This is a genomic window from Parolsenella sp. LCP21S3_E11 (genome assembly GCF_052118165.1).
Lineage (GTDB): Bacteria > Actinomycetota > Coriobacteriia > Coriobacteriales > Atopobiaceae > Parolsenella.
Window position 1 is genome coordinate 141227 of the sequence record NZ_JBQKHS010000001.1, and the last position, 22725, is coordinate 163951.

A 22725-nucleotide genomic window follows, 5' to 3' on the forward strand; every position below is an offset into this window, starting at 1 on the left:
ACGCGTAAGGCTTGGCAATTCTTCCCGCCGCGATGCAGGGGTGGAGTGGTTGGCCGTAGGAGCGCAACGGCTGGTCGGCACGGCATCACGGCTTGCGCTCGGAGCATGGTGCGTGCGAATAACGGGTTTGCGCGGACCGCGTGTTTTGGGGCCGTGACGAAAAAAGTGCGCGGGTCTGCGCTGGGTTCTAGTTCACGGCGTTGGTAGGCGTGCGGCCCTCGATCAAAATCTCGGCACAGGAATCGAGCGACATGCTCGCGAGCGTGAGCGTGCTCTCGCGCGAGAGGTAGGCCGAGTGCGGCGTTGTCACGCAGCGTGGGTGTTCGATGAGCTGGCGGTTGAGGTTGTCCGCGCCGTCGTTCTCGCCTGCGAGGGTGTCGAGCCCCGCTGCCGTGATGCCGCTCTCTCCGTCGCTGGCGATGCTCTCATCCAATGCCGCCACGAGCGCGTCTTCGTCCACGACCTCACCTCGGGCGGTGTTGATGAGATACGCGCTCGGCTTCATGAGGGCGAGCTCGCGCTTGCCGATAAGCCCCTCCGTCTCGGGGATGAGCGGGCAGTGGAGGCTCACGACGTCGGACTGGGCGAGGAGGTCGTCGAGGGTCTCGGCCTTTTCGACGCCAAACTCCGCGAGGGTCTCGGCGCTCTTCGTGGGTGCCCATGCGACGACGCGCATGCCCAGACCGCGGGCCATGGGAGCGAGCGCCTGAGCGATGTGTCCAAAGAACACGAGACCCAGGGTCTTTCCTGAGACGCGCATGGTGGGGTAGCCCTCCACGGGGTCCCAGCCACCCCCGAGCATGGAGCGGTTCTGGAACGTGATCTTGCGGAAGAGGTCGAGCGTGAGGCCGAGGGCATGCGTCGCCACGTCTTCGGCGCAGTAACCGGGGCAGTTCGTGACCGTGATGCCGCGTTCGCGGAGGGCGGCGAGGTCCATGTGATTGGTGCCGATGGACATGCTCGCGACGAGCTTCACGCCGGCGGCCTCCATGCGCGCCGCGCACTCGGTGTCGACGGGCATGAACTCGCCGATGACAGCTTCCATGCCGTCAAGCTCCTCGGCAGTGGGGGAGCAGTAGGGCGCGTGAACGCAATCGACGAGGTCGATGGCGCCGGCGTAGGGCTTCTGGGAAAGGACCTTGTGTCCAAAGTCGAGGTATTCGGGGAGGGCGTAGTAGAGGACTCGATGTCTGGGCATGGCGTTCCTTTCGTCGCAAAGAAATGCGGGATTAGTCAGCATCTGTCCATTCTAGGCGCTTTGAGTTTCTGTCCGCGGTCGCGGTTAGACTAGGAACGATTAATCTCGCGACGCGGTTCGTTCTGGCTTCGCGGCTGGGGTCTTCGCCCCGGTCTCGCCATCGGGTTTCCGCGCGCATGACCAGGGAGACTACGTATGACGCAAGGACCAGCCAAGAGAAGCGCCCGCGACCTGACGTTGCCTAGCTTTGTCACGGGAGCGCAGGTCGCCGGCGCGCAGCCCGCGGCCACGAAGCCCGTTGCGCCCGTGACCGAGCAACTCTTCTCGATCCCCGCCGCGGCTCCGGCGGTGGCTGCGACGACGGTCTCGGCGCCCGCTCCGGCCCCCGCCTCCGCACCGGTCCCGGCGCGCCCACGCTGGACGCCGCCCGCGGTGACGATCGACCTCGCGAGCCTCAATCCAGCCCAGCGCGAGGCCGCGGAGTGCACGCATGGTCCGCTGCTCGTGCTTGCTGGTGCCGGCTCGGGCAAGACACGCGTGCTCACCTACCGCATCGCCCACATGATCGCGGACGAGGGCGTGCGCCCCTGGCAGATTCTCGCCATCACGTTCACCAACAAGGCAGCGAAGGAGATGCGCGAGCGTCTCGACGCTCTGCTGCCGGGCGGCACGCGCGGCATGTGGGTGTGCACCTTCCACGCCATGTGCGTCCGCATCCTCCGCGATGATGCGGATAAGCTGGGCTACACCTCCAACTTCACCATCTATGATGACGATGACTCGAAGCGCCTCGTGAAGCAGATCATGGGCGACCTCGACATCGAGCCCAAGCAGTTCCCGCTCAATGGCATTCGCTCTCGCATCTCTAGCGCCAAGAACGCCCTCGTTCTGCCTGATGAGTTCGAGGGGCTTGCCAACACGCCACCCCTTCAGGCGACGGCTCGCGTCTATCGCGAGCTGCAGTCTCGCCTTGAACGCGCGAACGCTATGGACTTTGATGATCTGCTCATAAACGCCCACAGGCTGCTTCGTGACCATCCGGATGTCCTGGCCAAGTACCAGCAGCGCTTTGTGCAGATTAGCGTGGACGAGTACCAGGACACCAACCATGTCCAGTATGAGATCACGAACATGCTCGCCGCGAGTCAACGCAACCTCATGGTTGTCGGTGATGATGACCAGTCCATTTATAGCTGGCGTGGCGCGGACATCCAGAACATCCTCGATTTCGAGAAGGACTATCCGGATGCCAAGGTCGTGAAGCTGGAGGAGAACTACCGCTCGACCGGCCACATCCTCAACGCCGCGAACGCCGTCGTCGCCAACAACAGCCGTCGCAAGGAGAAGCGCCTCTTCACCTCGCGTGGGGACGGCGAGCTCGTACAGGCCTACCAGGCGAGTGACGAGCGCGACGAGGGCCGCTGGATCGGCGCCCAGATCGAGAAGATCCACTCCGCGGGCACGAGCTACGACGACATGGCGGTCTTCTATCGCACCAACGCCCAGAGCCGCATCCTCGAAGACATGCTGCTCCGCGCCGGTGTCCCGTACAAGATCGTGGGCGGCACGCGCTTCTTCGACCGTGCGGAGATTCGTGACGTCACGGCCTATCTCAAGCTCGTGGTGAATCCCGCGGATGACGTGAGCGCCCTGCGCGTGGTCAACACGCCGCGCCGCGGCATTGGCTCGACGAGCGTGGCGAAGATCCAGAGCTACGCCCTGGTCAACGGCATGCCGTTTTTGGCTGCCTGCCAGGCTTGCGTTGCGGAGGAGGGCCTCCTCACGGCGAAGGTCAGGGGAGCGCTTGCCCAGTTCACGGGCGTGATCGAGGCTGCGCGCCACAAGTCCGGAGAACTCGCGCGCGTGATTGAGTCCATCGTTGATGACGCCGGCCTCATCACCGCGCTCGAGGCCGAGCACACCATTGAGGCGGACGGCCGTATCGAGAACATCCGCGAGTTCCTTGGCGTTGCCCAGGAGTTCGACGAGACCCACGATGACGTAGCGGAGACCCTTGAGAGCCTGGCGCAGCTGCGCGAGGCCGGCATGATCGACGCCGCGGGAGAGATGCCTGCTGCCGTCCCCGCCGCTCAGCCGACTGACCCCAGCGTGACAGTTGCCGCCGAGAAGCTTCCCGCCTTCATGGAGTGGCTCGCTCTACGCAGCGACCTCGACGCCCTCGCGGGTTCGAGCAGCGCGGTGACGATGATGACGGTCCACTCCGCCAAGGGCCTGGAGTTCCCCGTCGTGTTCGTCGCCGGCATGGAGGAGGGCATCTTCCCGCACGCCGGTCACGAGGACGACCCGTCTGGCGTCGAGGAGGAGAGGCGCCTCGCCTACGTCGCCATCACGCGCGCGGAGCGCCAGCTCTTCCTCACCTACGCCGCAACGCGCCGTACCTATGGCTCCACCACAGCGAATCCGCCGAGCCGTTTCCTCCGCGAGATTCCTGAGCAGGACATCCAGCTCGTGGGTGTCGGCTCGGACGGCTTCTCGGGCGTTGGCTGGGAGAAGCGCGGAGATCGCCGCGGCACGTATGGCAGTGGCACGGAGGCCTATGGCGGCGCGGTGTTCGGCTCCGCCACGCGCTCCGCTGGCGGCAATGCGCAGAATCGTGCGGGCGGCATGAGCTTCCGCTCCGCGAGCGAGGGCTTTGGTGGCCGCAGCGCCTCTGGCATCTCATCCGGCTCTGGTCTGCCCCTCTCCACTCTGGGCGGACGAGGTTCTGGTCCACGCACCTTCGGCTCCGGTGGCTTTGACGCCGCTGGATCTGGTCGCGTGTTCGGTTCTGGTCGTGCGGCGGCCCCTGCGGAGGATCCGTTTGCCCAGAACCCGTCTGGTGGCATCAAGCGCGATGCGGCCAAGGCGTCCGAGGGCTTTGCCAAGGGCGACAAGGTCTCGCACAAGACCTTCGGTCCCGGCGTGGTCCTCTCGGCCTCGGGTGATGTCGTCGAGGTTAAGTTCACACGAACGGGCAAGATCAAGAAGCTTATGAAGGGCTTCGCGCCCATCGTCAAGATCGAGGGATAGCTATGGAAGAGGTCACGTTCCTCGGCATGTCGATGCCAGGTCTTATCACTCGCGTGGTGACGCTCGGTGTCGCCGTATTGGTGGCTGCCGGGCTTTCGCACGTGGTAACACGCGCGCTGCGTCGTGCGCTCGAGCACACGAACGTGCCGAGCGCCTCCATCTTCGTGAATCTCGCCCGTGCTCTCGTGTGGGCATTTGCTCTGCTCTCGGTGCTGCAGCCCGTGTTTGGCATCGCGCCCACGGCCTTCGTGACCGCCCTGGGCGTGACCTCCCTCGTCATTTCGTTCGGCATGCAGGACACGGTCTCTAATGTCATCGGCGGCCTCGGCCTTATGGCTGGCAAGGTGGTTCAGCCCGGCGACTTCGTCGAGGTCTCGGGTTTTAAGGGCGAGGTGGTTGACGTCAACTGGCGCAGCACCACCGTCCGTGACCGCTTGGGAAACGAGCAGGTGATCCCCAATTCCGTCCTCAACAAGACCGCGCTCACGCGCAGAGCGGCGACGTCGGGCTCGCTATGCGAGATGAGCATTGTGGTTGCGCACGGATCAGACCTCGACACCGTGCGTGCGGACATCCTCAGCGCGGTATCTGAGATGGGCGATCTCCTCCGTGCCGATTGCGAGACATATGCGCGCTTCGTGGGCTCGGATGCGTATGGAATCCAATGCGTGATTGGTCTTTACTTGGCAGATGGTGTGGCTCCTACGCTGGGCGAGGATGCCCTGATGAGTCGCATCTCCGCTTGCGATTGGATTGCGCGCGCCGCATAGAGGTCTGCTTCCCGCGGTGTCGATGCGTCACAAGGCCTACGCATGAAAGAGGGGCTCCCGTCCAGCTGGTGGACGGGAGCCCCTTGTACCAGAAGCGGTGGTCTGGAGAACGGTTACTCGACGGAAAGGGTGAAGTCGGTGCCGTTGTCAGACTCGATGTCGAAGTCGCCCTTCGAGCCTTCCCAGGTGAGGGAGTGGCTGAAGCCGCCGTCGGCGTCGTCCACGTCGTAGTTCGAGGAGAGCGGATTGGCGGTGTTGGCCTCGCTGGAAGTTGTGCCCCAGAAGTATGCGAACTCGTAGGTGCCCGTGCCATCCTCGTCGATCTCGAACATGGAGCTGCGCACATAGTAGGGATAGGTGGGATCGCTCGCGTCATAAGCGGTCACGATCATCATCCACTTGCCCCAGGGCTTGGAGGCCGTGGCACCCTTGGGAGCGACGACCTTGCAGGTCTTCTGCTCGCAGCTGCTGAAGAGGGAGGTGCCCCAGTCGCCCCAGCTGATGTCCTTCAGGGTGTAGATCACGTTGTCGCCGTCGGTCTCGGTGGAGTCGATGGTGCCAGTGACCTTCTCGTCCTGGTCAATGACGGTGATGGTGTTTTCGTCCTCGTCCATCTCGATGCAGAACTCGTGGTTGTAGCCGTTGCCGGAAAGATCGAGCTCAGACCAGGAGCCGCCCTTGCCAAACATGGGCACGACGACGAGCGCGATGACGGCGACGAGAACGACGGCCGCGATGCCGATGATCAGCGGGGTCTTGCTCTTCTTCGCGGGCGGGACAGCACCTGCGCCGGGCGTCGGGGCGGCGTAGTTGACCTGCGGCGCGGGAGGAACCGGAGAGTCGTAATTGGCCTGGGGCGCCGGCGGAACCGGCGCCGGCGGAACCGGCGCTGGCGGAACCGGTGCGGCGGTGGGGGCGGGAGCCGGCGGAACCGGCGCGGCGGTGGGCACGGGGGTCGGTATGGGAGCGGCCTGAGGGACCTCGTTCACGGGCGTGGGAACGGGCACTGCGGCCGGCTCGGGAGCGGGAGTCGCAACCGGCTCGGGCATGGGTGCCGGCTCGGGAGCGGCCTGAGGGGCCTCGTCCACGGGCGTGGGAACGGGCGGCACAACCGGCTCGGGCGCGGGTGCAGGAGGCACGGGCGCGGGAGCAGGTGCCGGAGCCGCGGCAATCGGGCTGCCGCAGTGGGTGCAGAACTTGGAGCCATCAGGGACTTGGGCTCCGCAATTGGTGCAAAACATATGTCCTCCTTAGGTTGGCCTGGTCGTCGAGGCGATTCAATCCCCATAAGCACAGTTTAAGAGATATGAAGGCCTTGTGAACACGCTATTCGCCGAGATGCGGGAGGGACTCGAGATTCGGCGTCGCGCGGCATTTCTGTCTCACATAAGAGCGCTATCATGGGTGCGTCGTTGCTCCAGTTGGGAGCCTGTTGGAAGGATTATTGGCATGGGTTTTCTCGATAGCCTTCAGAGCTCGGTCAACAGCGCCACGGCAGCCGCTAGCCGTGCCACCTCAACTCTTAAGTTTAAGAACCAGATGAATGAGGCGCTTAAGCGTCGCCAGGGCTATGCCGCCCAGCTCGGTGCCAGCCTCTATGAGGCGACGAAGGATAACCCCGAGCTGCGCGCTGGTCGTGAGGCGCTCTTTGACGGCATTGCCGCGTGCGACGCGGAGCGTGCCCAGCTCCAGGCTCAGATCGACCAGATCGAGGCGGAGGCTGCCGCTGCCGAGGCTGCCGCCTCTTACTACGTCTGTCCGTTCTGCCACTCTCGCGTGGGCGCCACCGATCTGTTCTGCATGGGCTGCGGCAAGCCCATGGCGGAGATTCAGGCTGCTCTTGCTCAGCAGCAGGCCGCTGCCGCTCCCGCTCCTCAGCCGCAGGCTGCTGGGGCCGCGTGCCCGCAGTGCGGTGCCCCGGTCAATCCTGGCGACGCCTTCTGCATGTCCTGCGGCTGCAAGCTTGGCGCTCCCGCGCCTGCGCCGGCACCCGCTCCCATGCCGACTCCCGATTCGGTCTCTGCCGCCCCAATCCCCGAGCCGGTCTTCTCTGCTCCCGTCGAGACGAAAGACCCCGCGCCCGAGGCCACGGAGGAGTAGCTTCGAGCTCCCCGGCATCTTTCTGTAATTGCTAATGCATCGACGCCCGCCTCCGAAGGGAGACGGGCGTCGTTTCGTTTGGCTCAAGCGCGTCTGCGCTCCAAATGGCTCCCGGCTACAGCTCGTTCACGCGTCCGCTCGGGCGCTCGCCGGCAATGCTCGCGAGCGCGTCCTGGAGCGCATGCCTGCGGGCGGAGCGCGACGGCGCCTGACTGTTCACGAAGGGCAGGCGAGAGAGGAGCGCTCGATTGGCGGCGTGGGTGACCCAGATCTCGGCACGAGTGGCGGCTTCGACGTCGACCTTCGCCTTGTCGTCAAGGATGACCACGGCGGAGAGGCTGGGGTGAGACTCGAGAAGGTCGCTGTTCATCTCGCCAGATTCGAGCACGACGACATCCACGTCCTGAAGCGGGTCCGGCACCGGCTCGGCCGTGGCATCGACGTCGTCGGCGTTGAGCGCGGAGACTTGGGCGATCGCCACGCCGCGCTTGCCCCACTCCTCGAGCAGGTCGTGCTCATAGGAGAGGTCGGTTGACGAGCCAACATAGAGAATGGTGCGCATGATGTCTCCGCTCAGATCGAACGTATGTCATAAGCCTAAGCGGGCAAGGTTGCCTCATGGTTACGTCCGTGACAAAGCGTCGTTACGGGGCGGGGCGGCGTGGTGGTGGGACTGCACCCACCCTTACGCCTGGGGATGACGGCCAAGGGGTGCTGGGCCGCGCGTCAGCAAGCTGCTGGGAGCGCCTGGCCGAGCATGCGCCCAATGCAGTGGAAGTGTGATTACCCGGGCGCGTTTCCTGCGGTATCCTCGTGAGCATACTGCGGGAGCGGGAGGAGGCGCTATGGCTAAGGTGACGCTAAAGGACATCGCCAGAGAGGTGGGGCTCTCTGTCACGTCCGTGTCGCTCGTCCTGAACAATCGCCCGTGCAAAATCAGCGAGGCGAGCCGCCAGCGCATCCTCGAGACGGCGCGGCGCAAGGGCTACATCCCCAATCAGATCGCCCGAAGCCTCGTCATGCAGCATACGAATACCATCGGCCTCATCATTCCCAACATCGAGAGCCGCTTCTTCGCGTCGCTTGCAAAGAACATCGAGCTCAGGTGTCGCGAAAGAGGTTATGCCCTAATCATCACGAATTCCGACGACAGCCCGGAAAACGATGCCAAGCTCGTTCGCCTGCTCGTGAACCGCGGCGTCGACGGCCTCCTCATCGTCGTCTCGGACGAGTTCGCCACCGACGAGCACCTCCTCGCGGACCTCTCGCACCTTCCCACACCCTTCGTCATGGTCGACCGCTTCATCGAGGGGCTGTTCTGCGACAAAGTTCGCTTCAACAACGAACTGGGTGGCTATTTGGCGACGCGCCATCTGCTTGACCAAGGTCACGAGAAGATCGCCTGCATCGTGAATCCAAACTCCAACACTGGCCGCGAGCGCTTTGACGGCTATTCCCGCGCGCTGGGGGAGGCGGGCATCCGGGTGCGCCGAGACTACGTACTCAGCAGTGATTACTACATCTCCAGCGCCTATGAGGTGGCGGGCCGCCTTGTGAAGACGGATGCCACGGCGGTTTTTGCGAGCTCGGACAACATCGCCCTTGGGCTACTCAAGCGCCTCTACAGCTTTGATCTGCGTGTGCCGCGCGATTACTCGGTCGTGAGCTATGACAACTCTGCGGCAGACGTGTTGTTCGAGCCGGAGCTCACCTCGATCGAGCAGAACGTACCGGAGCTCTCCGGCGCCGCGCTCGAACTCCTCTTCCGGCGCATCGAGGAGTCTGAGACGGGCGAGCTGGGCGGCCCGGATGAGGTCGTCCTCAACCCAAAGCTCGTCCTAAAGGACAGTGTTCGCAGGCTCTAGTAAAGGACGGCGACGCAGGCTCTAGCTATCCATATGTGGTGACGTCGTGGTGACCTCATAAGCCTCGCGTCAGCCCCGTGCAAGCTGGGCCCACAAAACAGTTAATTCTGTAACTAAGGCACTACCGTTCGCAGGTATAACACTACCGTTCGCAGGTATAACACTACCGTTCGCGGAGTTAAACGGTTAGGCCGCTTGTAAACAATTCAAATTCCTCTCCAAGTAAAACGATTTACCCTCATATACTCCGTACCGGTTAGTCAAAGAGGCGTTTCAAGCCAAGCCGGACGGATACCCACGCCCACGCGAAGGCAAAGAAGCGCCACAGCGCCCCGAAAGGGGCAAAGTCGAGCGCGGTCTACCACCGCGCAGGAAGAGGAGAGGCACAATGGCACATCCCGTCATCGGCACCCCCTGGCAGAAGCTCGACGCTCCGGTTCCCGAGCAGGAGCTCGAGGGCATCGAGAAGTACTGGCGCGCTGCGAACTACCTGTCCGTCGGCCAGATCTACCTCCGTTCCAACCCGCTTATGCGCAAGGACTGGGTTGACGAGAAGACCGGCGAGACCCGTGACTTCGGTCGTCCCGACGTCAAGCACCGTCTCGTTGGCCACTGGGGAACCACGCCGGGCGTGAACTTCCTGTTCGGTCACGTGAACCGCCTCATCGCCGACCACAAGCAGAATACCGTCTTCCTCATGGGCCCCGGTCACGGTGGACCTGCCGGCACCGCTCAGTCCCTGCTTGACGGCACCTACTTCGACATCCGTCCGGACATCACCAACGACGAGGCTGGCCTCCAGAAGTTCTTCCGTCAGTTCTCTTACCCCGGTGGCATTCCCTCTCACTACGCTCCTGAGACCCCGGGCTCCATCCACGAGGGCGGCGAGCTGGGCTACACCCTGTCCCACGCTTACGGCGCCATCATGGACAACCCGAGCCTCCTCGCTGTCGCCGTCGTCGGCGACGGTGAGTCCGAGACCGGCCCGCTTGCCACCTCTTGGCAGTCCAACAAGCTCGTGAACCCCAAGACCGACGGCATCGTCCTCCCGATCCTGCACCTCAACGGCTACAAGATCGCCAACCCGACGATCCTCTCCCGCATCTCTGACGAGGAGCTCACCGAGTTCTTCGAGGGCATGGGCTATGATCCGCACTTCTTCGTTGCCGGCTTCGACAACGAGTCCCACATCTCCATCCACGCTCGCTTCGCTGCCCTGCTCGAGGAGGTCTTCAACCAGATCTGCGACATCAAGGCTGCTGCCGAGGCTGGCGACGAGACCCGTCCGGTCTACCCGATGATCGTCTTCCGCACCCCGAAGGGCTGGACCTGCCCGAAGCACATCGACGGCAAGAAGACCGAGGGCTCTTGGCGTGCCCACCAGGTGCCGCTGGCTTCCGCCAAGGACACCCACGAGCACTTCCGCGTGCTCCGCGGCTGGCTCAAGTCCTACAAGCCGGAGGAGCTCTTCGACGAGAAGGGCGCCATCCGTCCCGAGGTGACCGCCTTCATGCCCGAGGGTGACCTCCGCATCGGTGCCAACCCGAACGCCAACGGCGGCCTTGTCCGTGAGGACCTCGTCCTCCCCGACATCCACGCCCACGAGGTTCCGGTTGCCGAGAAGGGCCACGGCTGGGGCTCCACCGAGGCCGCCCGCGTCTTCGGTGCCTACACCGCTGACGTCCTCGCCAACAACATGGAGAACTTCCGCATCTTTGGCCCGGACGAGACCGCTTCCAACCGTCTCCAGGACGCCTACAAGTACACCGTTAAGCAGTGGGAGGGCGGCTTCTATGCCGACGCTGACAACGACGAGCTCCTCGCCCCGCAGGGCAAGGTCGTCGAGCAGCTCTCCGAGCACCAGTGCGAGGGCTTCCTCGAGGCTTACGTCCTCACCGGCCGTCACGGCGTCTGGAGCTCCTACGAGTCCTTCATCCACGTTGTCGACTCCATGGTGAACCAGCACTGCAAGTGGCTCGAGGCCACCGTCCGTGAGATTCCTTGGCGCAAGCCCATCGCCGGCCTCAACATCCTGCTCTCCAGCCACGTCTGGCGTCAGGACCACAACGGCTTCTCTCACCAGGACCCGGGCTTCGTCGACCTACTCCTCAACAAGGCCAACGACACCCACGTCGTCAACGCCTACTACCCCTGCGACGCCAACATGGCCCTCGCCGTCGCCGAGCGTTGCTACCAGTCCACGAACTGCGTGAACGCCATCTTCTGCGGCAAGCAGCCCGCCCCGACCTTCCTGACGGTCGACGAGGCCAAGGCCGAGCTCGAGAAGGGTGTCGCCGAGTGGAAGTGGGCCAGCTCCGCTGAGTCCCTCGCTGACGCCGACATCGTCCTCGGCACCTGCGGTGACGTGCCGGCCCTCGAGGCCCTCGCTGCCCTCGACATGCTCAAGGGCGAGGGTGTCAAGGCCAAGTTCGTCAACGTCGTTGACCTCCTGAAGATCCAGAACGCTTCCGAGAACGACCTCGCCATCTCCGACGAGGAGTTCGCCGAGCTCTTCGGCAACGGCGAGAAGCCCGTCCTCTTCGCCTTCCACGCCTACGCCGGTACCATCCGTCGTCTCGTCTGGGATCGTCCGGGCCACGACGCTTGGCACGTCCACGGCTACGAGGAGAAGGGCTCCACGACCACGCCGTTCGACATGCTGCGTCTGAACAACATGGATCGCTGGGCTCTCGCTGCCGACGCTCTCCGCATTATCGACGCCGAGAAGTACGCCGACAAGATCGCCGAGTGGGAGAAGTTCCGTCAGGACGCCTTCCAGTTCGCCGTGGACGAGGGCTACGACGTGCCCGAGTTCACCAGCTGGGTCTGGCCGGACGCTGCCGCCGCTACCGAGGGTGAGCTCTCCGCTACCCAGATGACCGCCGGCGACAACGAGTAGGTCGTCCGCATCAGTTGGCTAGCCCGTCGGCTGGCTGTCTGACAAGTGTTTTCACGGCTCGGGCGAGGTGAGGCCGCCTCATCCGCCCGAGCACACTACACCGGCCCGAAGCTCTGGGGGGAGCTTCGGGCCGGTCTTTTTGTCTAGGAACGCTGCACTTTTGGAGTAGAACGCTCCGCCTTCCAGCTTTGCCCCGATAATAGGCTGCGTTTGATTGCGCGGCCGGATGCGGCCGGCGCCCGGACTTCGCGAGATTTGGGAACCCATGCCGCACGGACTGCACATTCGCCTGCCCAAGAACTTCGTGCTTGAGGAGCGCCTCGAGCGCTATTCCGCCGTCATCGAGACCAACCCGTATGGGTGGGCAGGGCGTTGGGCGCGTGACTGCGCTCCCGTGGATGGCCCCGCGTTCAAGGAGGTCCGTCTCGACCTGGGCTGTGGCCGAGGCTCCTTCACCGTGGAGATGGCGCGTCGCGAGCCGAACGTCCTGTTCCTCGGCATGGATGCGGAGCCAATTTGTATCGCCCACGCGGCGCAGGCGGGTTGCGAGAGCGGCCTTTCCAACGTGCTTTTCATCCCGGGTACGGGCATGCGCATCACGGAGATGTTCGCGCCTGGCGAGCTTTCGTGCATCTACCTCAACTTCCCTACGCCGTTCCCGCGGAAGAAGGAGTCGCACAAGCGGCTCGTGAACTTCGAGCGCCTCATGGACTACCGCCGCGTTCTGCGCGATGGGGGAGAGGTGCGCCTGCGTACCGATAGTCAGCCGCTGTTTGATTTCGCGCTCACGCAGCTGCCTATCGCCGGTTATGAGACCGTGTGGAGTAGCCTTGACGCCCGTGCCGATCGTCCCGACGATCCCACGAGCGAGTACGAGGTGAAGCTGGGCGCCAAGGGCGCTCGCGTGTGCTCGTACATCGCCGTGCCGGGGCCCGAGCCGGAGAATCCCGTACAGACGGCTGAGATGAGCCTTGCCGCCTATATTGCCGAGGACCTCTCTGCCTATGACGGATACGCGCCGCATGGCATGGAAGCCACGGTGACCAACCTGCGCAACCGCGCCGCCAAGAAGAACGGTGACTGGGCCGACGGCATCACGCTCTAACGCGATGGCGCCGGAGTGGGACCAGGCGAACCCGTCCCCCTTGGTCCCTAGATGCGCTTGATGCTCTGGCGCTGGGCTATCGTGGTGTGCAGCATTGTGATGCAGGGGGCAAGGCGAATGTCCGTCGTCTGCTCGAACAGGCGACGCACGGCCATCTCGCCCATCTTGTGACGTGGCACGTGCACGCTTGAAAGCGTTGGCTGGATCACCTGGCAGAGCTGCTCGTCGTCAAAACCCATCACGGAGACGTCGTCTGGCACGCGGATTCCGTGCGCGTTGAGCGCGCGGATGAGGGCCGCGGCCACGAGGTCGTTGTCGCAGAAGAAGGCCGTGGGCAGTGGGGGATTGTCGTCGAGCCAGGCGCATAGCTCGAGATAGCCCTGCTCGGGGGAGGGGTCCACGAGAATGCGGTTCTTCTCGTCAAAGGGCAGGCACATATCCTCGAGCACGTGGCGGAAGCCCCGCTCACGCTGAGGGAAGTTCTTGATTCGTATGCGGGAGCCCACGTAGCCGATGCGCTCGTGGCCCTTCTCGGCAAGAAGGGTCGTGGCGCGGTAGGCCGCGGGCTCGTTGGCAATCGTGACGCAGTCCAGGGCGAGCTTGTCGCTCCAACCGTCAAGAACGACGAGCGGCAGGTCGAAGTCCTCGAACAGGGCGTACTCGTCATCGCTGGTCATCTCCGTGGCGAGCAGGATGACGCCGGCGTTGGCATTCTGCGCGAGCTCTGCCACGGCGTCCTTGCGCGTGGAGGGGTTCGTGAGGTCGAGCGTAGTCATGGACGCCTTGAGCGAGAGCGCCTTGGCGCCGCGCTCTATCCCCGCGTAGACGCCGGGGTGGAAGGGGCTCTCGTCAACGATGCGCCCCGTGACGCGTGCGACGGCGAAGATGACGCGCTCAAGCTGGTTTGCGCGGTGGTAGCCCATGCGCTGCACAGCGTCGAGGATGATGCTCGACGCCTTGGCGCCCACGTTGCCCTTCTTGTTCAGGACGTTCGAGACGGTGGCGGGGGAGTATCCAGTGGCCGCGGCTATGTCCCTGATGCTGACTCTGCCCATCTTTCTCCCAATCCTGCGCATCATGGCCAAAGTCGAGCCCGTAGCCGTCGACTGGTTAACGCAAGCGTCGTGTTTGTTTACTTGCAACAAGTATATGGCTCCCTTCCAGGGCTTTATTGAGCGTTTGCGTCTCCACAGCTTAATTACCTGCATCTTAGCAGTGAACAAATTCGGAACTTGATAACGTGCAAAAGAGCAGGTAGCCACCGTTCACTGCAAAATATAGACCATTTAGGATAAAACAACCTGTATTTAAATGTTTAATCCGTTTACATGGCGGCGACAAGCGGGGAGAGACATGCCGCGCGCCCCGGGGGCGGGGCTGTGAGCGGGGCAACCGCACAAGGCTGACAAGAAAGGAAGCCATCCATGAAGAAGATCGTCGTCGCCTGCGGCTCGGGCATCGCCACGTCCACGGCCGTCGAGGCCAAGGTCAAGGACCTGCTCGACAACAACGGCCTGAGCGGCCAGTACACCATCACGAAGTGCGCCATCGGCGAGGCTCCCTCCCAGTGCGCCGATGCCGACCTGCTCGTTGCCACCACGGCTGCGCCCGCCGGCATCTCCTTCCCTTACGTGAGCGGCGTGCCGTTCCTCACCACGATCGGCAAGGCTGCGGCTGAGCAGCAGATCCTCGACGTGCTCAAGAAGTAGTGACCGGCGTTCCGGCGACATCGCCGGTCGCTTGAACGACGGGAGCCTACGCCCGCCGCACTGTGGGCCCATCCCCTTCTGCCCACAGCGGGACGCTCCCGTGCCCAAAGCTCCATGGGGGCACGGGGTGCCCTGGTTTGTTTTTTGCAAGAGAAAGTAAGGAAGGTATTACATGGACGCGATTATCTCGTTCTTCACGTTCCTGCAGGGCCTTGGCGTCTCAGTCATGATGCCGATCATCATTACGATCATCGGTTGCTGCCTGGGCGCTGGGTTTGGCAAGAGCCTGAAGGCCGGCCTCATGGTCGGTGTTGGCTTCATCGGCCTGAACCTCGTCATCAACCAGCTGTTCGGCACCTCCATCGGACCTGCCGTCCAGGAGATGATTCACCGCTTTGGCCTGCAGCTCTCCACGATCGACGTGGGCTGGCCCGCCGGCGCTGCAATTGCCCTGGGCACCACGGTTGGCCTCGTCATCATCCCGCTGGCGCTCATCGTCAACCTGATCCTGGTGCTCGCGAACCTCACCCAGACCGTGAACGTGGACATTTGGAACTACTGGCACTACGCCTTCGTGGGCTCGCTCGTCGCCAACACCACGGGCAACATCACGTTTGGCTTCGCCGCCGCCATCATCGACGAGACCATCCTGCTCGTTCTGGCCGACGCCACGGCCAAGGACTGCCAGGAGGCCCTGAACATGCCGGGCGTCTCCATCTCGCAGGGCTTCTCGCTTGCCTACGCCCCGGTTGCCTGGATCCTCAACTGGGTCATCGACCACATCCCGGGCGTGCGTGACATCGACATTGACGTCGAGCCCATGCAGAAGAAGTTCGGCATCTTTGGCGAGCCGCTGTTCATCGGTACTGTCATTGGCCTCATCATCGGCGCCATCGCCTACTTCGACGGCTCCGACATCGCCGGCTCCATCACGAGCATCCTCACCTGCGGCGTCACGCTCGGTGCCGTGCTCGTGCTCATCCCGCGTATGGCCTCCCTGCTCATGGAGGGTCTGCTGCCCATCTCAGAGGCTGCCTCCAACTTCATCCAGAACAAGGTGAAGAACCGCGGCCAGATGTACATCGGCCTCGACTCCGCCATCGCCGTCGGCCACCCCGTCACGCTGTCGCTGGCCCTCATCTGCATCCCGCTTATGGTGCTGTTCGCCGTTGTGCTGCAGCCCTTCGGCAACCAGACGCTGCCGTTCGTTGACCTCACTGCCGGCACCTACATGCTCGCCGTGGCCGTGCCCGTCTCCAAGGGCAACGGCTTCCGCGGCCTGGTTATCGGCCTTATCTCCGTCATCATGGCCCTGCTGATCTCCACCGCTCTCGCCCCGCTCATCACGCAGAGCGCCGCCCAGGCCGGCTTCGACATCAGCTCCGCCGTGGGCGCCACCGGCGTTGCTGGCTCCAGCCTCGTCACCGTGCTCTCCGACGGCGGCTCGCCGCTCTCCGGCATCTTCGTGCTGCTGTCCACGATCAACCCGATTGTCGGCCTCGTCGTGACGGCCGTCGTCGCGGTCCTCATGGTCGTCTGGAACCACAAGCGCATCGTCAAGGAGGCCGCCGAGCTCCACGCTGGCGCCTCTGCCCAGGCGTAGGCGATTCGCATGACCGAGAAGGAGCTGGGCGGCGTGGCTGCCGGGGGAAGTGCGCTTGCGGAGGGGGCGGTCACCTATACGTATGACCGGCGCCGCTATCTCATCGACGTGCTGTTTCCCACCTACGTGTCCTGCGCAGGGTTGCCGTTGTCCGTCATCCTGTTCATTGCCGGCGTGCTGCCGCCGCTCATGCTCCTTGTCATGGTCGTGTGCGCGTACTCGCTCATGAACGCGTTCGTGGCCCATTCGTATCCCCGCGTCGTGACGTTCGATGGCGAGTCGCTGCGCCTCGAGTCGTTCGGACACGTGGACGAGTACCCGGCTGGCTCCATCACGCGTCTTCGTGTGAACCCCACGCCGGAGGTCCTGCGCATCTACGCCCGCGTGAACGACTCGTCGCCGGTGCGTGGGCGCTACTTCTTCGTCTGCGGCGACATGTACGACGCGGACGGGAACAAGGCCGAGCCCGTGTACGACTATCTCCTCTCCCTCGCCGAAAGCCTGGCTGCTACGGACTAGGCCTCGGGGAGGCAGGGGCCTTTCAGGCGCGGCGCCCAAGCGGCTGCCGCGCCTTCTTATTAGACGCGTGTCGGGCGAGAGCCTGCCGCGCCGTTGCGAGAAGGGAACAAACATGTCTCAAGCTGACGTAGAGCTGCTCCATCCCGAGCTCGTGTTCTTTGACCTCGAGGCAAATGACGCCCAGGAGCTATTTGACGGCCTCGAGGACCGTCTCAAGCCGCTGGGCCACCTCAAGGACACGTGGCGTGCCGCCATTGGCGAGCGCGAGAAGAACTACCCCACGGGCCTTGCCTGCCCCACGACGCAGATTGCCATACCGCACACGGACCCGGTGAACCTGGAGAGGCCCTACATCGCCATCGTGAAGCCCAAGAGCCCCATCAAGTTCCAGCCGATGGGCGGCATGGGTGATGAGGTCGAGGCAAAGCTCGTCATCAACCTTGGCATCAAGCGCGACGGCGGGCAGGTGGAGATGCTCCAGAAGCTCATGGGCATCTTCATGGACGAGGCCAAGTCGGCTGACGTCCTGTTTCAGACCACGCCCGAGGGCATGGTTGCTGCGTTCGGCAAGTACCTGGCTTAACCTAACCGGTGACACTTGGGGACGGGGTCGATCTGTCAGTGACAGTTCGACCCCGTACTTGCTTGTCACACTGTTTTTACAGGTGTCTTGTCAGCTGACATGACACGTGCCATACTGGCCCCCAGTATTCTCAGAAGAGAGGGGCCAAATTGGCCAGCATCAATGCATCTAGCGGCGCAAATGCCGAGGACCTGGCCCAGCTTGTGGCAGATGGCGTGGGTTCGTGCACTACGGCGGCCGAGCGAGCCGCACTCATCCCCGCGGAGCTTTCCTCGGCGATTGAACGTCTCAAGGAGGAGCGAGACGCTGTAATCCTCGCGCACTACTATGTGGCTCCCGAGGTCCAGGCAGAGGCGGACTATGTGGGTGACTCGTTCTATCTGGCGAAGCTCGCGAAGTCGCTGCCGCAGAGTACGATTGTGCTCGCGGGCGTCGAGTTCATGGGCGAGAGCGCGAAGCTCCTCAACCCGGACAAGCACGTCCTCCTTCCCGAGCCTGCGGCGGATTGTCCCATGGCGCACATGGTTAAGCGCGAGACGGTGGATGCCGCGCGCGAGCAATATGGCGATGACCTCGCCGTCGTGTGCTATGTGAACTCGACCATGGAGATCAAGAGCTGGAGCGACGTCTGCGTGACCTCCTCCAACGCCGTGGATATCGTCTCCAAGCTGCCCCAGCACAACATCCTGTTCATCCCGGATCAGAACCTGGGCCACTATGTGGCAGAGCAGGTTCCCGAGAAGAACGTCCTTCTCAACAAGGGCTATTGCCCGCGTCACCACGTCATCACCGTGGAGCAGATCGAAGAAGCGGTTGCTGCTCACCCTGGCGCGCTCGTGCTTGCGCATCCCGAGTGCAAGGCGGAGGTGCTGGCGGAGGCAGACTATATCGGCTCCACGGCCGGCATCATCACCTATGCCGAGAAGAGTGAGGCTTCCGAGTTCATCATCGTGACGGTTGCCGGCGTCCTGTTCGAGCTCGAGCGTCGCACGCAGGGGACTGGCAAGAAGTTCTACTTCCCGAAAACACGTCCCACCTGCATCAACATGGACATGATCAGCCTTCGCAAGCTTGTCGCCTGCCTTGCCTCTGGTTCCGGCGAGGTCGAGATTGGCCTTTCGGAAGAAGCCGCAGCTCAGGCCAAGCTCACGCTCGACCGCATGCTCGAGTACGCCGCGAAGTAAGCGAACGCTACAAAGGAAAAGTTGACAAAGGGACTGTCCCTTTGTCAACTTTTGGATCGCCGGGAGGACTTGATGGCTTCCAAGAAGTATGAGGACATGAGCTGCGACGTAGTGATCTGCGGGTGTGGCGTGGCGGGACTTTATGCCGCGCTCAACCTGCCGCAGACGCTTGACGTCGTGATGCTCTCCAAGAGCAAGGTTGACGAGTGCGACTCGATGCTTGCCCAGGGCGGCATCTGCGTGCTGCCGGAGGGGGAGGACTACGAGGCCTTCTTCCGCGACACGATGACCGCGGGTCACTGGGAGAACCGCCGCGAGAGCGTTGACGTCATGATCCGCTCGAGCCGCTCCGTCATCAACGACCTCGTCGCCCTTGGCGTCGACTTCGAGCGCGAGGAAGATGGCAGCCTCGGCTTCACGCGCGAGGGCGCGCACAGCCGCCCGCGCATCGCCTATCACGCGGACATCACGGGCAAGGAGATCACGACGAAGCTTCTCGCCGCGGTGCGTCGCCTTCCCAACGTGAGAATCCTCGAGCATGTCGCGATGGTCGACATCATCGAGCGCGACGGAGCCTGCGCTGGCATCATTGCGCGCCCGGTGGACGAGGAGAGCTCCCTCGCTCCCGCCGACGAGCTCTCGAGTAGCCGCGAGAAGTTCGAGATCCGAGCGTCCAATACGCTCTGGGCAACCGGCGGCATCGGCGGCGTCTATGAGCACTCGACCAACTACCCGCAGCTCACGGGTGATGCCTGCTACGTCGCCATAGAACACGGTATTAGGTGCGAGCACCTCGATTACGTGCAGATCCACCCCACGGGCCTCTTCTCGCCCCAGCCTGGCCGCACCTTCCTCATCTCCGAGAGCTGCCGTGGCGAGGGTGCCGTGCTGCTCAACCGCGACTGCCGTCGCTTCACTGACGAGCTCCAGCCGCGCGACGTCGTGGCCGCTGCCATCCGCGCCCAGATGAAGAAGGATGGCATGGAGCACGAGTGGCTGAGCTTTGCCCCGGTTGAGTCCGAGGTCATCACGGGCCATTTCGTCAACATTCGCGAGCGCTGCCTCGAGGACGGCCGCGACATCCTCTGCGAGCCGATTCCCGTTGTGCCCACGCAGCACTACTTCATGGGTGGCGTGTGGGTTGACCGCGACTCCGCGACGACTATGCCCCGCCTCTTCGCCGCTGGTGAGACCAGTTGCAACGGCGTTCACGGCCACAACCGCCTCGCGAGCAACAGCCTGCTTGAGTCGCTCGTCTTCGCGCGCCGCGCCGCGCATAAGATGCTTACGGGCGAGAGCCTGCCTGTCGAGCTCGCGGGGTCGCCGGCGCTTGACGGCCTGCACCGCGTCAATGGCGACGGCACGCTTGCGATTGATGCCCTCTGCGCCGCGGACGGTGCGACGACGGAGGACACCGCTGACTTTGGCGCTGCTCCCGTCGACTTTGACTCGATTATGCCCGAGAAGGAGGCGTAGACGATGGATCCTATCGCCATGAAGCTCGTGGGAGACGACATCATCCTCCAGGCACTCAGGGAGGACATCACGTTCGAGGACGTGAGCACTGCCTCCGTGTGCCCAGAGCCTCGCGCCGCGGAGGTGCAGCTCATCGCAAAGGCTGAGGGTGTAATCGCCGGCCTGGACGTGTTTGCCCGCGCGTTTGCCCTTCTCGACCCTGCCACCCGCGTCGAGGCGACGGTCACGGACGGCGACGTCGTGTCTGCGGGCCAGCACCTCGCCACGGTCTACGGTGACGCTCGCGTGCTGCTTGCCGGCGAGCGCGTCGCGCTCAACTTCCTGCAGCGTATGAGCGGCATCGCGACGTATACGCGTCGCATGGCCACAGCGCTCGAGGGTACGAACACCGTTCTCGTTGACACGCGTAAGACCACGCCCGGTCTGCGCGTGTTCGAGAAGGCCGCGGTGGAGATTGGCGGTGGCCGCAACCACCGCTATAACCTTTCGACCGCCGTCATGCTCAAGGATAACCACATCGACGCGGCTGGCGGCGTCACGCAGGCCATCGAGGCCGCGCGCGCCCACGCGTCCTTTACCTGCACCGTTGAGGTTGAGTGCGAGAACCTCGAGATGGTTCGCGAGGCCGTCGAGGCCGGAGCGGACATCATCATGCTCGACAACATGGCTCACGACGACATGGCCGAGGCAATCGCCCTCATCGGCGGACGCGCCAAGACCGAGGCCTCCGGTAACGTGGACGCCGAGAACATCCGCGCCCTCGCTGACCTCGGCGTTGACTTCATCAGCTCCGGCGCCCTCACGCACTCCGCGCCAATCCTCGACCTGTCCCTCAAGCACCTGAGGATGCTGGACGATGGCGAGGACTGCTAACGTGGGCGGCACCGAACGCAGGGCCGCCATCATCTCTGAGCTTGCTGCCGCGACCCAGCCGGTTTCTGGCAGCGCGCTCGCGAAGGCCGTTGGCGTGAGCCGACAGGTTGTCGTCCAGGACATCGCGCTTCTCAGGGCGGACGGACACGACATCGTGGCCACGAGCCGCGGCTACGTGCTGCAGGAGGGCAAGGGGACCTCGCAAGTGCCCACGCGCCTTCTCAAGGTCCACCATGGCCTCGATGACCTGGAGGACGAGCTCACGACGATCGTCGACCTGGGCGGCGCCGTGCTGAACGTCATGGTCAACCATCGCGTCTACGGCAAGATCGCGGCGGACCTCGACGTCAGGAATCGTCGCGACGTCGAGCGCTACCTCGAGAGCATTCGCACGGGGAAGAGCTTTCCGTTGATGACGGTGACGAGCGGCTACCACTTCCACCGCATTGCCGCGGAGACCGAGGCGCAGCTCGATGAAATAGAGCAGGCCCTGCGCGAGAAAGGCTATCTCGCACAGGTCCTGCCCTATGAGGACGATTTGCAGTAGGAGAGAGGCTTTCGCCTACGCGAGCGCGCCGCCAAGGGCGCGGCAGGCCTCGAGGGCCTCGTCGTCAGGCTCGAGGTTGGCGATGACGGTGTCGACGACTTCGGCGCCGTCTCCCTCGGTGCGCTCGCGCCAGGCGTCCATCCAGTCGCCGGTGCCCCAGTCGTAGCTGCCAAACAGGCCGACCTTCTTGTCGGAGAGCTCGTCTTCGACGCCCTCGAACATGGGCTCGAATTCGTCCTCCTCGAGGGATTCGTCGCCCATGGCCGGGCAACCGAATGCGACGGCGTCAAAACCTGCCAGGGCATCTGCGGAGAAGTCCGCCGCCTGAATCTCCTCGACCTCGGCGCCAGCGCCGCGCGCTCCTTCCGCGACGGCGCCCACCATGGTCTCGGTGTTGCCTGTACCGCTCCAGAAGACGACTGCGATCTTGCTCATGGTTTGTCCTTTCGTATGCCAACCCGCCTGTCGGGTTTGGGTTCGTCGATGTGGCTGGAGGCCTATGCCGCGACGGTCACGCTCGTCAGCTCCGCGAGCGTTGCCCCGCGACCAAGCATCGCCTCACAATCTTTTGTGCAGCGCTTATATCTCGCGAAGCACGCCTCGGCGCTCTCCTGGTCGGAGTAGACCTTCCAGCAGCCGTAACACAGGTAGTCGCGGCCCTCATGCTCGATGAAGGCCATGACGTCGTCATAGGGATAGCCGAGGAAGAGCCCCACCTCGTGGGGGAATCCTCCGTTGGCACTGCACCGCTGACGGTTCTCGAGCTTGCGACCCAGATGTGCGATTGCCGCTTCGAGCCAGCCGGAGCCTGTCGTCTCATAGCCCCACGAGAACATCGTCGCGGCGGCGCGTGGTGCGGAGAGCTCGCGCGCGAGAAGCTGTGGCCGGTATACGAGCACGAGCGCGCCGCAGCTCCTGCGAGCGAGTACGCGCACGTGAACGCTCGTGCCTGCAAGCTGGCGATTTGCGCGCGCGACGAGTGCGTCGAGCCGGGCGTTGCGCAGCCGTGATGGGTCCTGCTTGCCGGTTGACTGGCCCGATGCGCCCCGCGCGCCGGGCGCCTGCCGCGAGTGATCCTGCTCGCCGGTTGATTGTCGTTTCTCGTGTTGCGCGAAGTCGCCGGGCACGTTAAACAGACATGCGGGCTTGATGCCCACTAGCGTGGGTGAGCAATGCTTGACGATGGCGCGCTCGAATCCATTTCCATCCAGCGTCATGCCCGCTCCCTCAAGATAGTCAGCCACGGTTAACTATAGTGCAAAGA

The 22725-nt window shown here is 63.8% G+C and carries 20 protein-coding genes; 14 read left to right on the forward strand and 6 right to left on the reverse strand.

What is annotated here, in order from left to right:
- Positions 1–187 precede the first annotated feature (187 nt).
- Positions 188–1198: a C-terminal binding protein gene (locus tag ACTQ1Z_RS00675; protein WP_320678762.1), complete on the reverse strand. Its 1011-nt coding sequence runs from the start codon at positions 1196–1198 to the stop codon at positions 188–190.
- 195 nt (positions 1199–1393) lie between these two features.
- Between ACTQ1Z_RS00675 and ACTQ1Z_RS00680 the strand changes: the two genes are divergently transcribed.
- Both ACTQ1Z_RS00680 and ACTQ1Z_RS00685 read left to right on the forward strand, forming a co-directional pair.
- The gene (locus ACTQ1Z_RS00680) at positions 1394–4228 is read left to right on the forward strand and encodes an ATP-dependent helicase (protein WP_441857925.1); all 2835 of its coding nucleotides are present in this window, start codon (positions 1394–1396) and stop codon (positions 4226–4228) included.
- A gap of 2 nt (positions 4229–4230) precedes the next feature.
- Positions 4231–4998, forward strand: a complete 768-nt coding sequence (locus ACTQ1Z_RS00685; RefSeq protein ID WP_441857928.1) for a mechanosensitive ion channel family protein — start codon at positions 4231–4233, stop codon at positions 4996–4998.
- 113 nt (positions 4999–5111) lie between these two features.
- Here ACTQ1Z_RS00685 and ACTQ1Z_RS00690 read toward each other — a convergent pair whose 3' ends face one another.
- Positions 5112–6239, reverse strand: coding sequence for a zinc ribbon domain-containing protein (locus tag ACTQ1Z_RS00690; protein WP_441857931.1), 1128 nt, complete (start codon positions 6237–6239; stop codon positions 5112–5114).
- Between the two features lie 208 nt (positions 6240–6447).
- Between ACTQ1Z_RS00690 and ACTQ1Z_RS00695 the strand changes: the two genes are divergently transcribed.
- On the forward strand, positions 6448–7098 hold the full coding sequence (locus tag ACTQ1Z_RS00695) for a double zinc ribbon domain-containing protein (RefSeq protein ID WP_441857934.1): 651 nt from the start codon (positions 6448–6450) through the stop codon (positions 7096–7098).
- 115 nt (positions 7099–7213) lie between these two features.
- On the opposite strand, the gene ACTQ1Z_RS00700 is transcribed toward ACTQ1Z_RS00695, so the two are convergent.
- A complete protein-coding gene (locus tag ACTQ1Z_RS00700) occupies positions 7214–7660 on the reverse strand; it encodes a hypothetical protein (protein WP_441857936.1) in 447 nt (148 codons plus the stop codon).
- Between the two features lie 283 nt (positions 7661–7943).
- Between ACTQ1Z_RS00700 and ACTQ1Z_RS00705 the strand changes: the two genes are divergently transcribed.
- From ACTQ1Z_RS00705 to trmB, 3 genes are all read left to right on the forward strand, one after another.
- Positions 7944–8963: a LacI family DNA-binding transcriptional regulator gene (locus ACTQ1Z_RS00705; protein ID WP_441857939.1), complete on the forward strand. Its 1020-nt coding sequence runs from the start codon at positions 7944–7946 to the stop codon at positions 8961–8963.
- Positions 8964–9351: 388 nt separating this feature from the next.
- The gene (locus ACTQ1Z_RS00710) at positions 9352–11862 is read left to right on the forward strand and encodes a phosphoketolase (protein ID WP_441857942.1); all 2511 of its coding nucleotides are present in this window, start codon (positions 9352–9354) and stop codon (positions 11860–11862) included.
- A gap of 265 nt (positions 11863–12127) precedes the next feature.
- Positions 12128–12967, forward strand: coding sequence for a tRNA (guanine(46)-N(7))-methyltransferase TrmB (trmB, locus tag ACTQ1Z_RS00715; RefSeq protein WP_320678749.1), 840 nt, complete (start codon positions 12128–12130; stop codon positions 12965–12967).
- A 47-nt stretch (positions 12968–13014) separates the two neighbouring features.
- Here trmB and ACTQ1Z_RS00720 read toward each other — a convergent pair whose 3' ends face one another.
- Entirely contained in the window at positions 13015–14022 is a 1008-nt protein-coding gene (locus tag ACTQ1Z_RS00720; protein ID WP_441857946.1) for a LacI family DNA-binding transcriptional regulator, read from the reverse strand.
- A gap of 369 nt (positions 14023–14391) precedes the next feature.
- On the opposite strand from ACTQ1Z_RS00720, the gene ACTQ1Z_RS00725 reads away from it, so the two are divergent.
- The 8 genes from ACTQ1Z_RS00725 (at position 14392) to ACTQ1Z_RS00760 (ending at position 21461) form a co-directional block, all read left to right on the forward strand.
- Positions 14392–14676, forward strand: coding sequence for a PTS sugar transporter subunit IIB (locus ACTQ1Z_RS00725; protein WP_441857948.1), 285 nt, complete (start codon positions 14392–14394; stop codon positions 14674–14676).
- A 172-nt stretch (positions 14677–14848) separates the two neighbouring features.
- Positions 14849–16279 (forward strand): PTS galactitol transporter subunit IIC, encoded by a 1431-nt coding sequence (locus tag ACTQ1Z_RS00730; RefSeq protein ID WP_441857950.1) that lies wholly within the window; start codon positions 14849–14851, stop codon positions 16277–16279.
- 9 nt (positions 16280–16288) lie between these two features.
- Positions 16289–16798, forward strand: coding sequence for a hypothetical protein (locus ACTQ1Z_RS00735; protein ID WP_441857952.1), 510 nt, complete (start codon positions 16289–16291; stop codon positions 16796–16798).
- A 112-nt stretch (positions 16799–16910) separates the two neighbouring features.
- A complete protein-coding gene (locus ACTQ1Z_RS00740; RefSeq protein ID WP_441857954.1) occupies positions 16911–17381 on the forward strand; it encodes a PTS sugar transporter subunit IIA in 471 nt (156 codons plus the stop codon).
- A gap of 149 nt (positions 17382–17530) precedes the next feature.
- Positions 17531–18565: a quinolinate synthase NadA gene (gene nadA / locus ACTQ1Z_RS00745; RefSeq protein ID WP_441857956.1), complete on the forward strand. Its 1035-nt coding sequence runs from the start codon at positions 17531–17533 to the stop codon at positions 18563–18565.
- A 72-nt stretch (positions 18566–18637) separates the two neighbouring features.
- Positions 18638–20041 (forward strand): L-aspartate oxidase, encoded by a 1404-nt coding sequence (locus ACTQ1Z_RS00750; RefSeq protein ID WP_441857958.1) that lies wholly within the window; start codon positions 18638–18640, stop codon positions 20039–20041.
- 3 nt (positions 20042–20044) lie between these two features.
- Positions 20045–20914: a carboxylating nicotinate-nucleotide diphosphorylase gene (gene nadC / locus ACTQ1Z_RS00755; RefSeq protein ID WP_320678738.1), complete on the forward strand. Its 870-nt coding sequence runs from the start codon at positions 20045–20047 to the stop codon at positions 20912–20914.
- Complete coding sequence (locus ACTQ1Z_RS00760; protein ID WP_441857960.1) at positions 20898–21461, forward strand: transcription repressor NadR; 564 nt, start codon at positions 20898–20900, stop codon at positions 21459–21461. Before nadC ends, ACTQ1Z_RS00760 begins: the two co-directional genes overlap by 17 nt.
- Before the next feature lie 15 nt (positions 21462–21476).
- Here the strand turns inward: ACTQ1Z_RS00760 and ACTQ1Z_RS00765 are convergent, their stop codons facing one another.
- A complete protein-coding gene (locus tag ACTQ1Z_RS00765) occupies positions 21477–21896 on the reverse strand; it encodes a flavodoxin (RefSeq protein ID WP_441857962.1) in 420 nt (139 codons plus the stop codon).
- 62 nt (positions 21897–21958) lie between these two features.
- Positions 21959–22678, reverse strand: a complete 720-nt coding sequence (locus ACTQ1Z_RS00770) for a DUF3793 family protein (RefSeq protein WP_441857964.1) — start codon at positions 22676–22678, stop codon at positions 21959–21961.
- Between the last annotated feature and the right edge of the window lie 47 nt (positions 22679–22725).

Excerpts from the sequence above, each read along its gene's own strand:
- ACTQ1Z_RS00685 (WP_441857928.1), top strand. The coding sequence starts at position 4,231 with ATGGAAGAGGTCACGTTCCTCGGCATGTCGATGCCAGGTCTTATCACT.
- ACTQ1Z_RS00760 (WP_441857960.1), top strand. The coding sequence starts at position 20,898 with ATGGCGAGGACTGCTAACGTGGGCGGCACCGAACGCAGGGCCGCCATC.
- ACTQ1Z_RS00765 (WP_441857962.1), bottom strand. The coding sequence starts at position 21,896 with ATGAGCAAGATCGCAGTCGTCTTCTGGAGCGGTACAGGCAACACCGAG.
- ACTQ1Z_RS00740 (WP_441857954.1), top strand. The coding sequence starts at position 16,911 with ATGTCTCAAGCTGACGTAGAGCTGCTCCATCCCGAGCTCGTGTTCTTT.
- ACTQ1Z_RS00750 (WP_441857958.1), top strand. The coding sequence starts at position 18,638 with ATGGCTTCCAAGAAGTATGAGGACATGAGCTGCGACGTAGTGATCTGC.
- ACTQ1Z_RS00720 (WP_441857946.1), bottom strand. The coding sequence starts at position 14,022 with ATGGGCAGAGTCAGCATCAGGGACATAGCCGCGGCCACTGGATACTCC.
- ACTQ1Z_RS00770 (WP_441857964.1), bottom strand. The coding sequence starts at position 22,678 with ATGACGCTGGATGGAAATGGATTCGAGCGCGCCATCGTCAAGCATTGC.
- trmB (WP_320678749.1), top strand. The coding sequence starts at position 12,128 with ATGCCGCACGGACTGCACATTCGCCTGCCCAAGAACTTCGTGCTTGAG.
- ACTQ1Z_RS00710 (WP_441857942.1), top strand. The coding sequence starts at position 9,352 with ATGGCACATCCCGTCATCGGCACCCCCTGGCAGAAGCTCGACGCTCCG.
- ACTQ1Z_RS00730 (WP_441857950.1), top strand. The coding sequence starts at position 14,849 with ATGGACGCGATTATCTCGTTCTTCACGTTCCTGCAGGGCCTTGGCGTC.
- ACTQ1Z_RS00675 (WP_320678762.1), bottom strand. The coding sequence starts at position 1,198 with ATGCCCAGACATCGAGTCCTCTACTACGCCCTCCCCGAATACCTCGAC.
- ACTQ1Z_RS00705 (WP_441857939.1), top strand. The coding sequence starts at position 7,944 with ATGGCTAAGGTGACGCTAAAGGACATCGCCAGAGAGGTGGGGCTCTCT.
- ACTQ1Z_RS00695 (WP_441857934.1), top strand. The coding sequence starts at position 6,448 with ATGGGTTTTCTCGATAGCCTTCAGAGCTCGGTCAACAGCGCCACGGCA.
- ACTQ1Z_RS00735 (WP_441857952.1), top strand. The coding sequence starts at position 16,289 with ATGACCGAGAAGGAGCTGGGCGGCGTGGCTGCCGGGGGAAGTGCGCTT.
- ACTQ1Z_RS00725 (WP_441857948.1), top strand. The coding sequence starts at position 14,392 with ATGAAGAAGATCGTCGTCGCCTGCGGCTCGGGCATCGCCACGTCCACG.
- ACTQ1Z_RS00690 (WP_441857931.1), bottom strand. The coding sequence starts at position 6,239 with ATGTTTTGCACCAATTGCGGAGCCCAAGTCCCTGATGGCTCCAAGTTC.
- ACTQ1Z_RS00680 (WP_441857925.1), top strand. The coding sequence starts at position 1,394 with ATGACGCAAGGACCAGCCAAGAGAAGCGCCCGCGACCTGACGTTGCCT.
- ACTQ1Z_RS00700 (WP_441857936.1), bottom strand. The coding sequence starts at position 7,660 with ATGCGCACCATTCTCTATGTTGGCTCGTCAACCGACCTCTCCTATGAG.
- nadC (WP_320678738.1), top strand. The coding sequence starts at position 20,045 with ATGGATCCTATCGCCATGAAGCTCGTGGGAGACGACATCATCCTCCAG.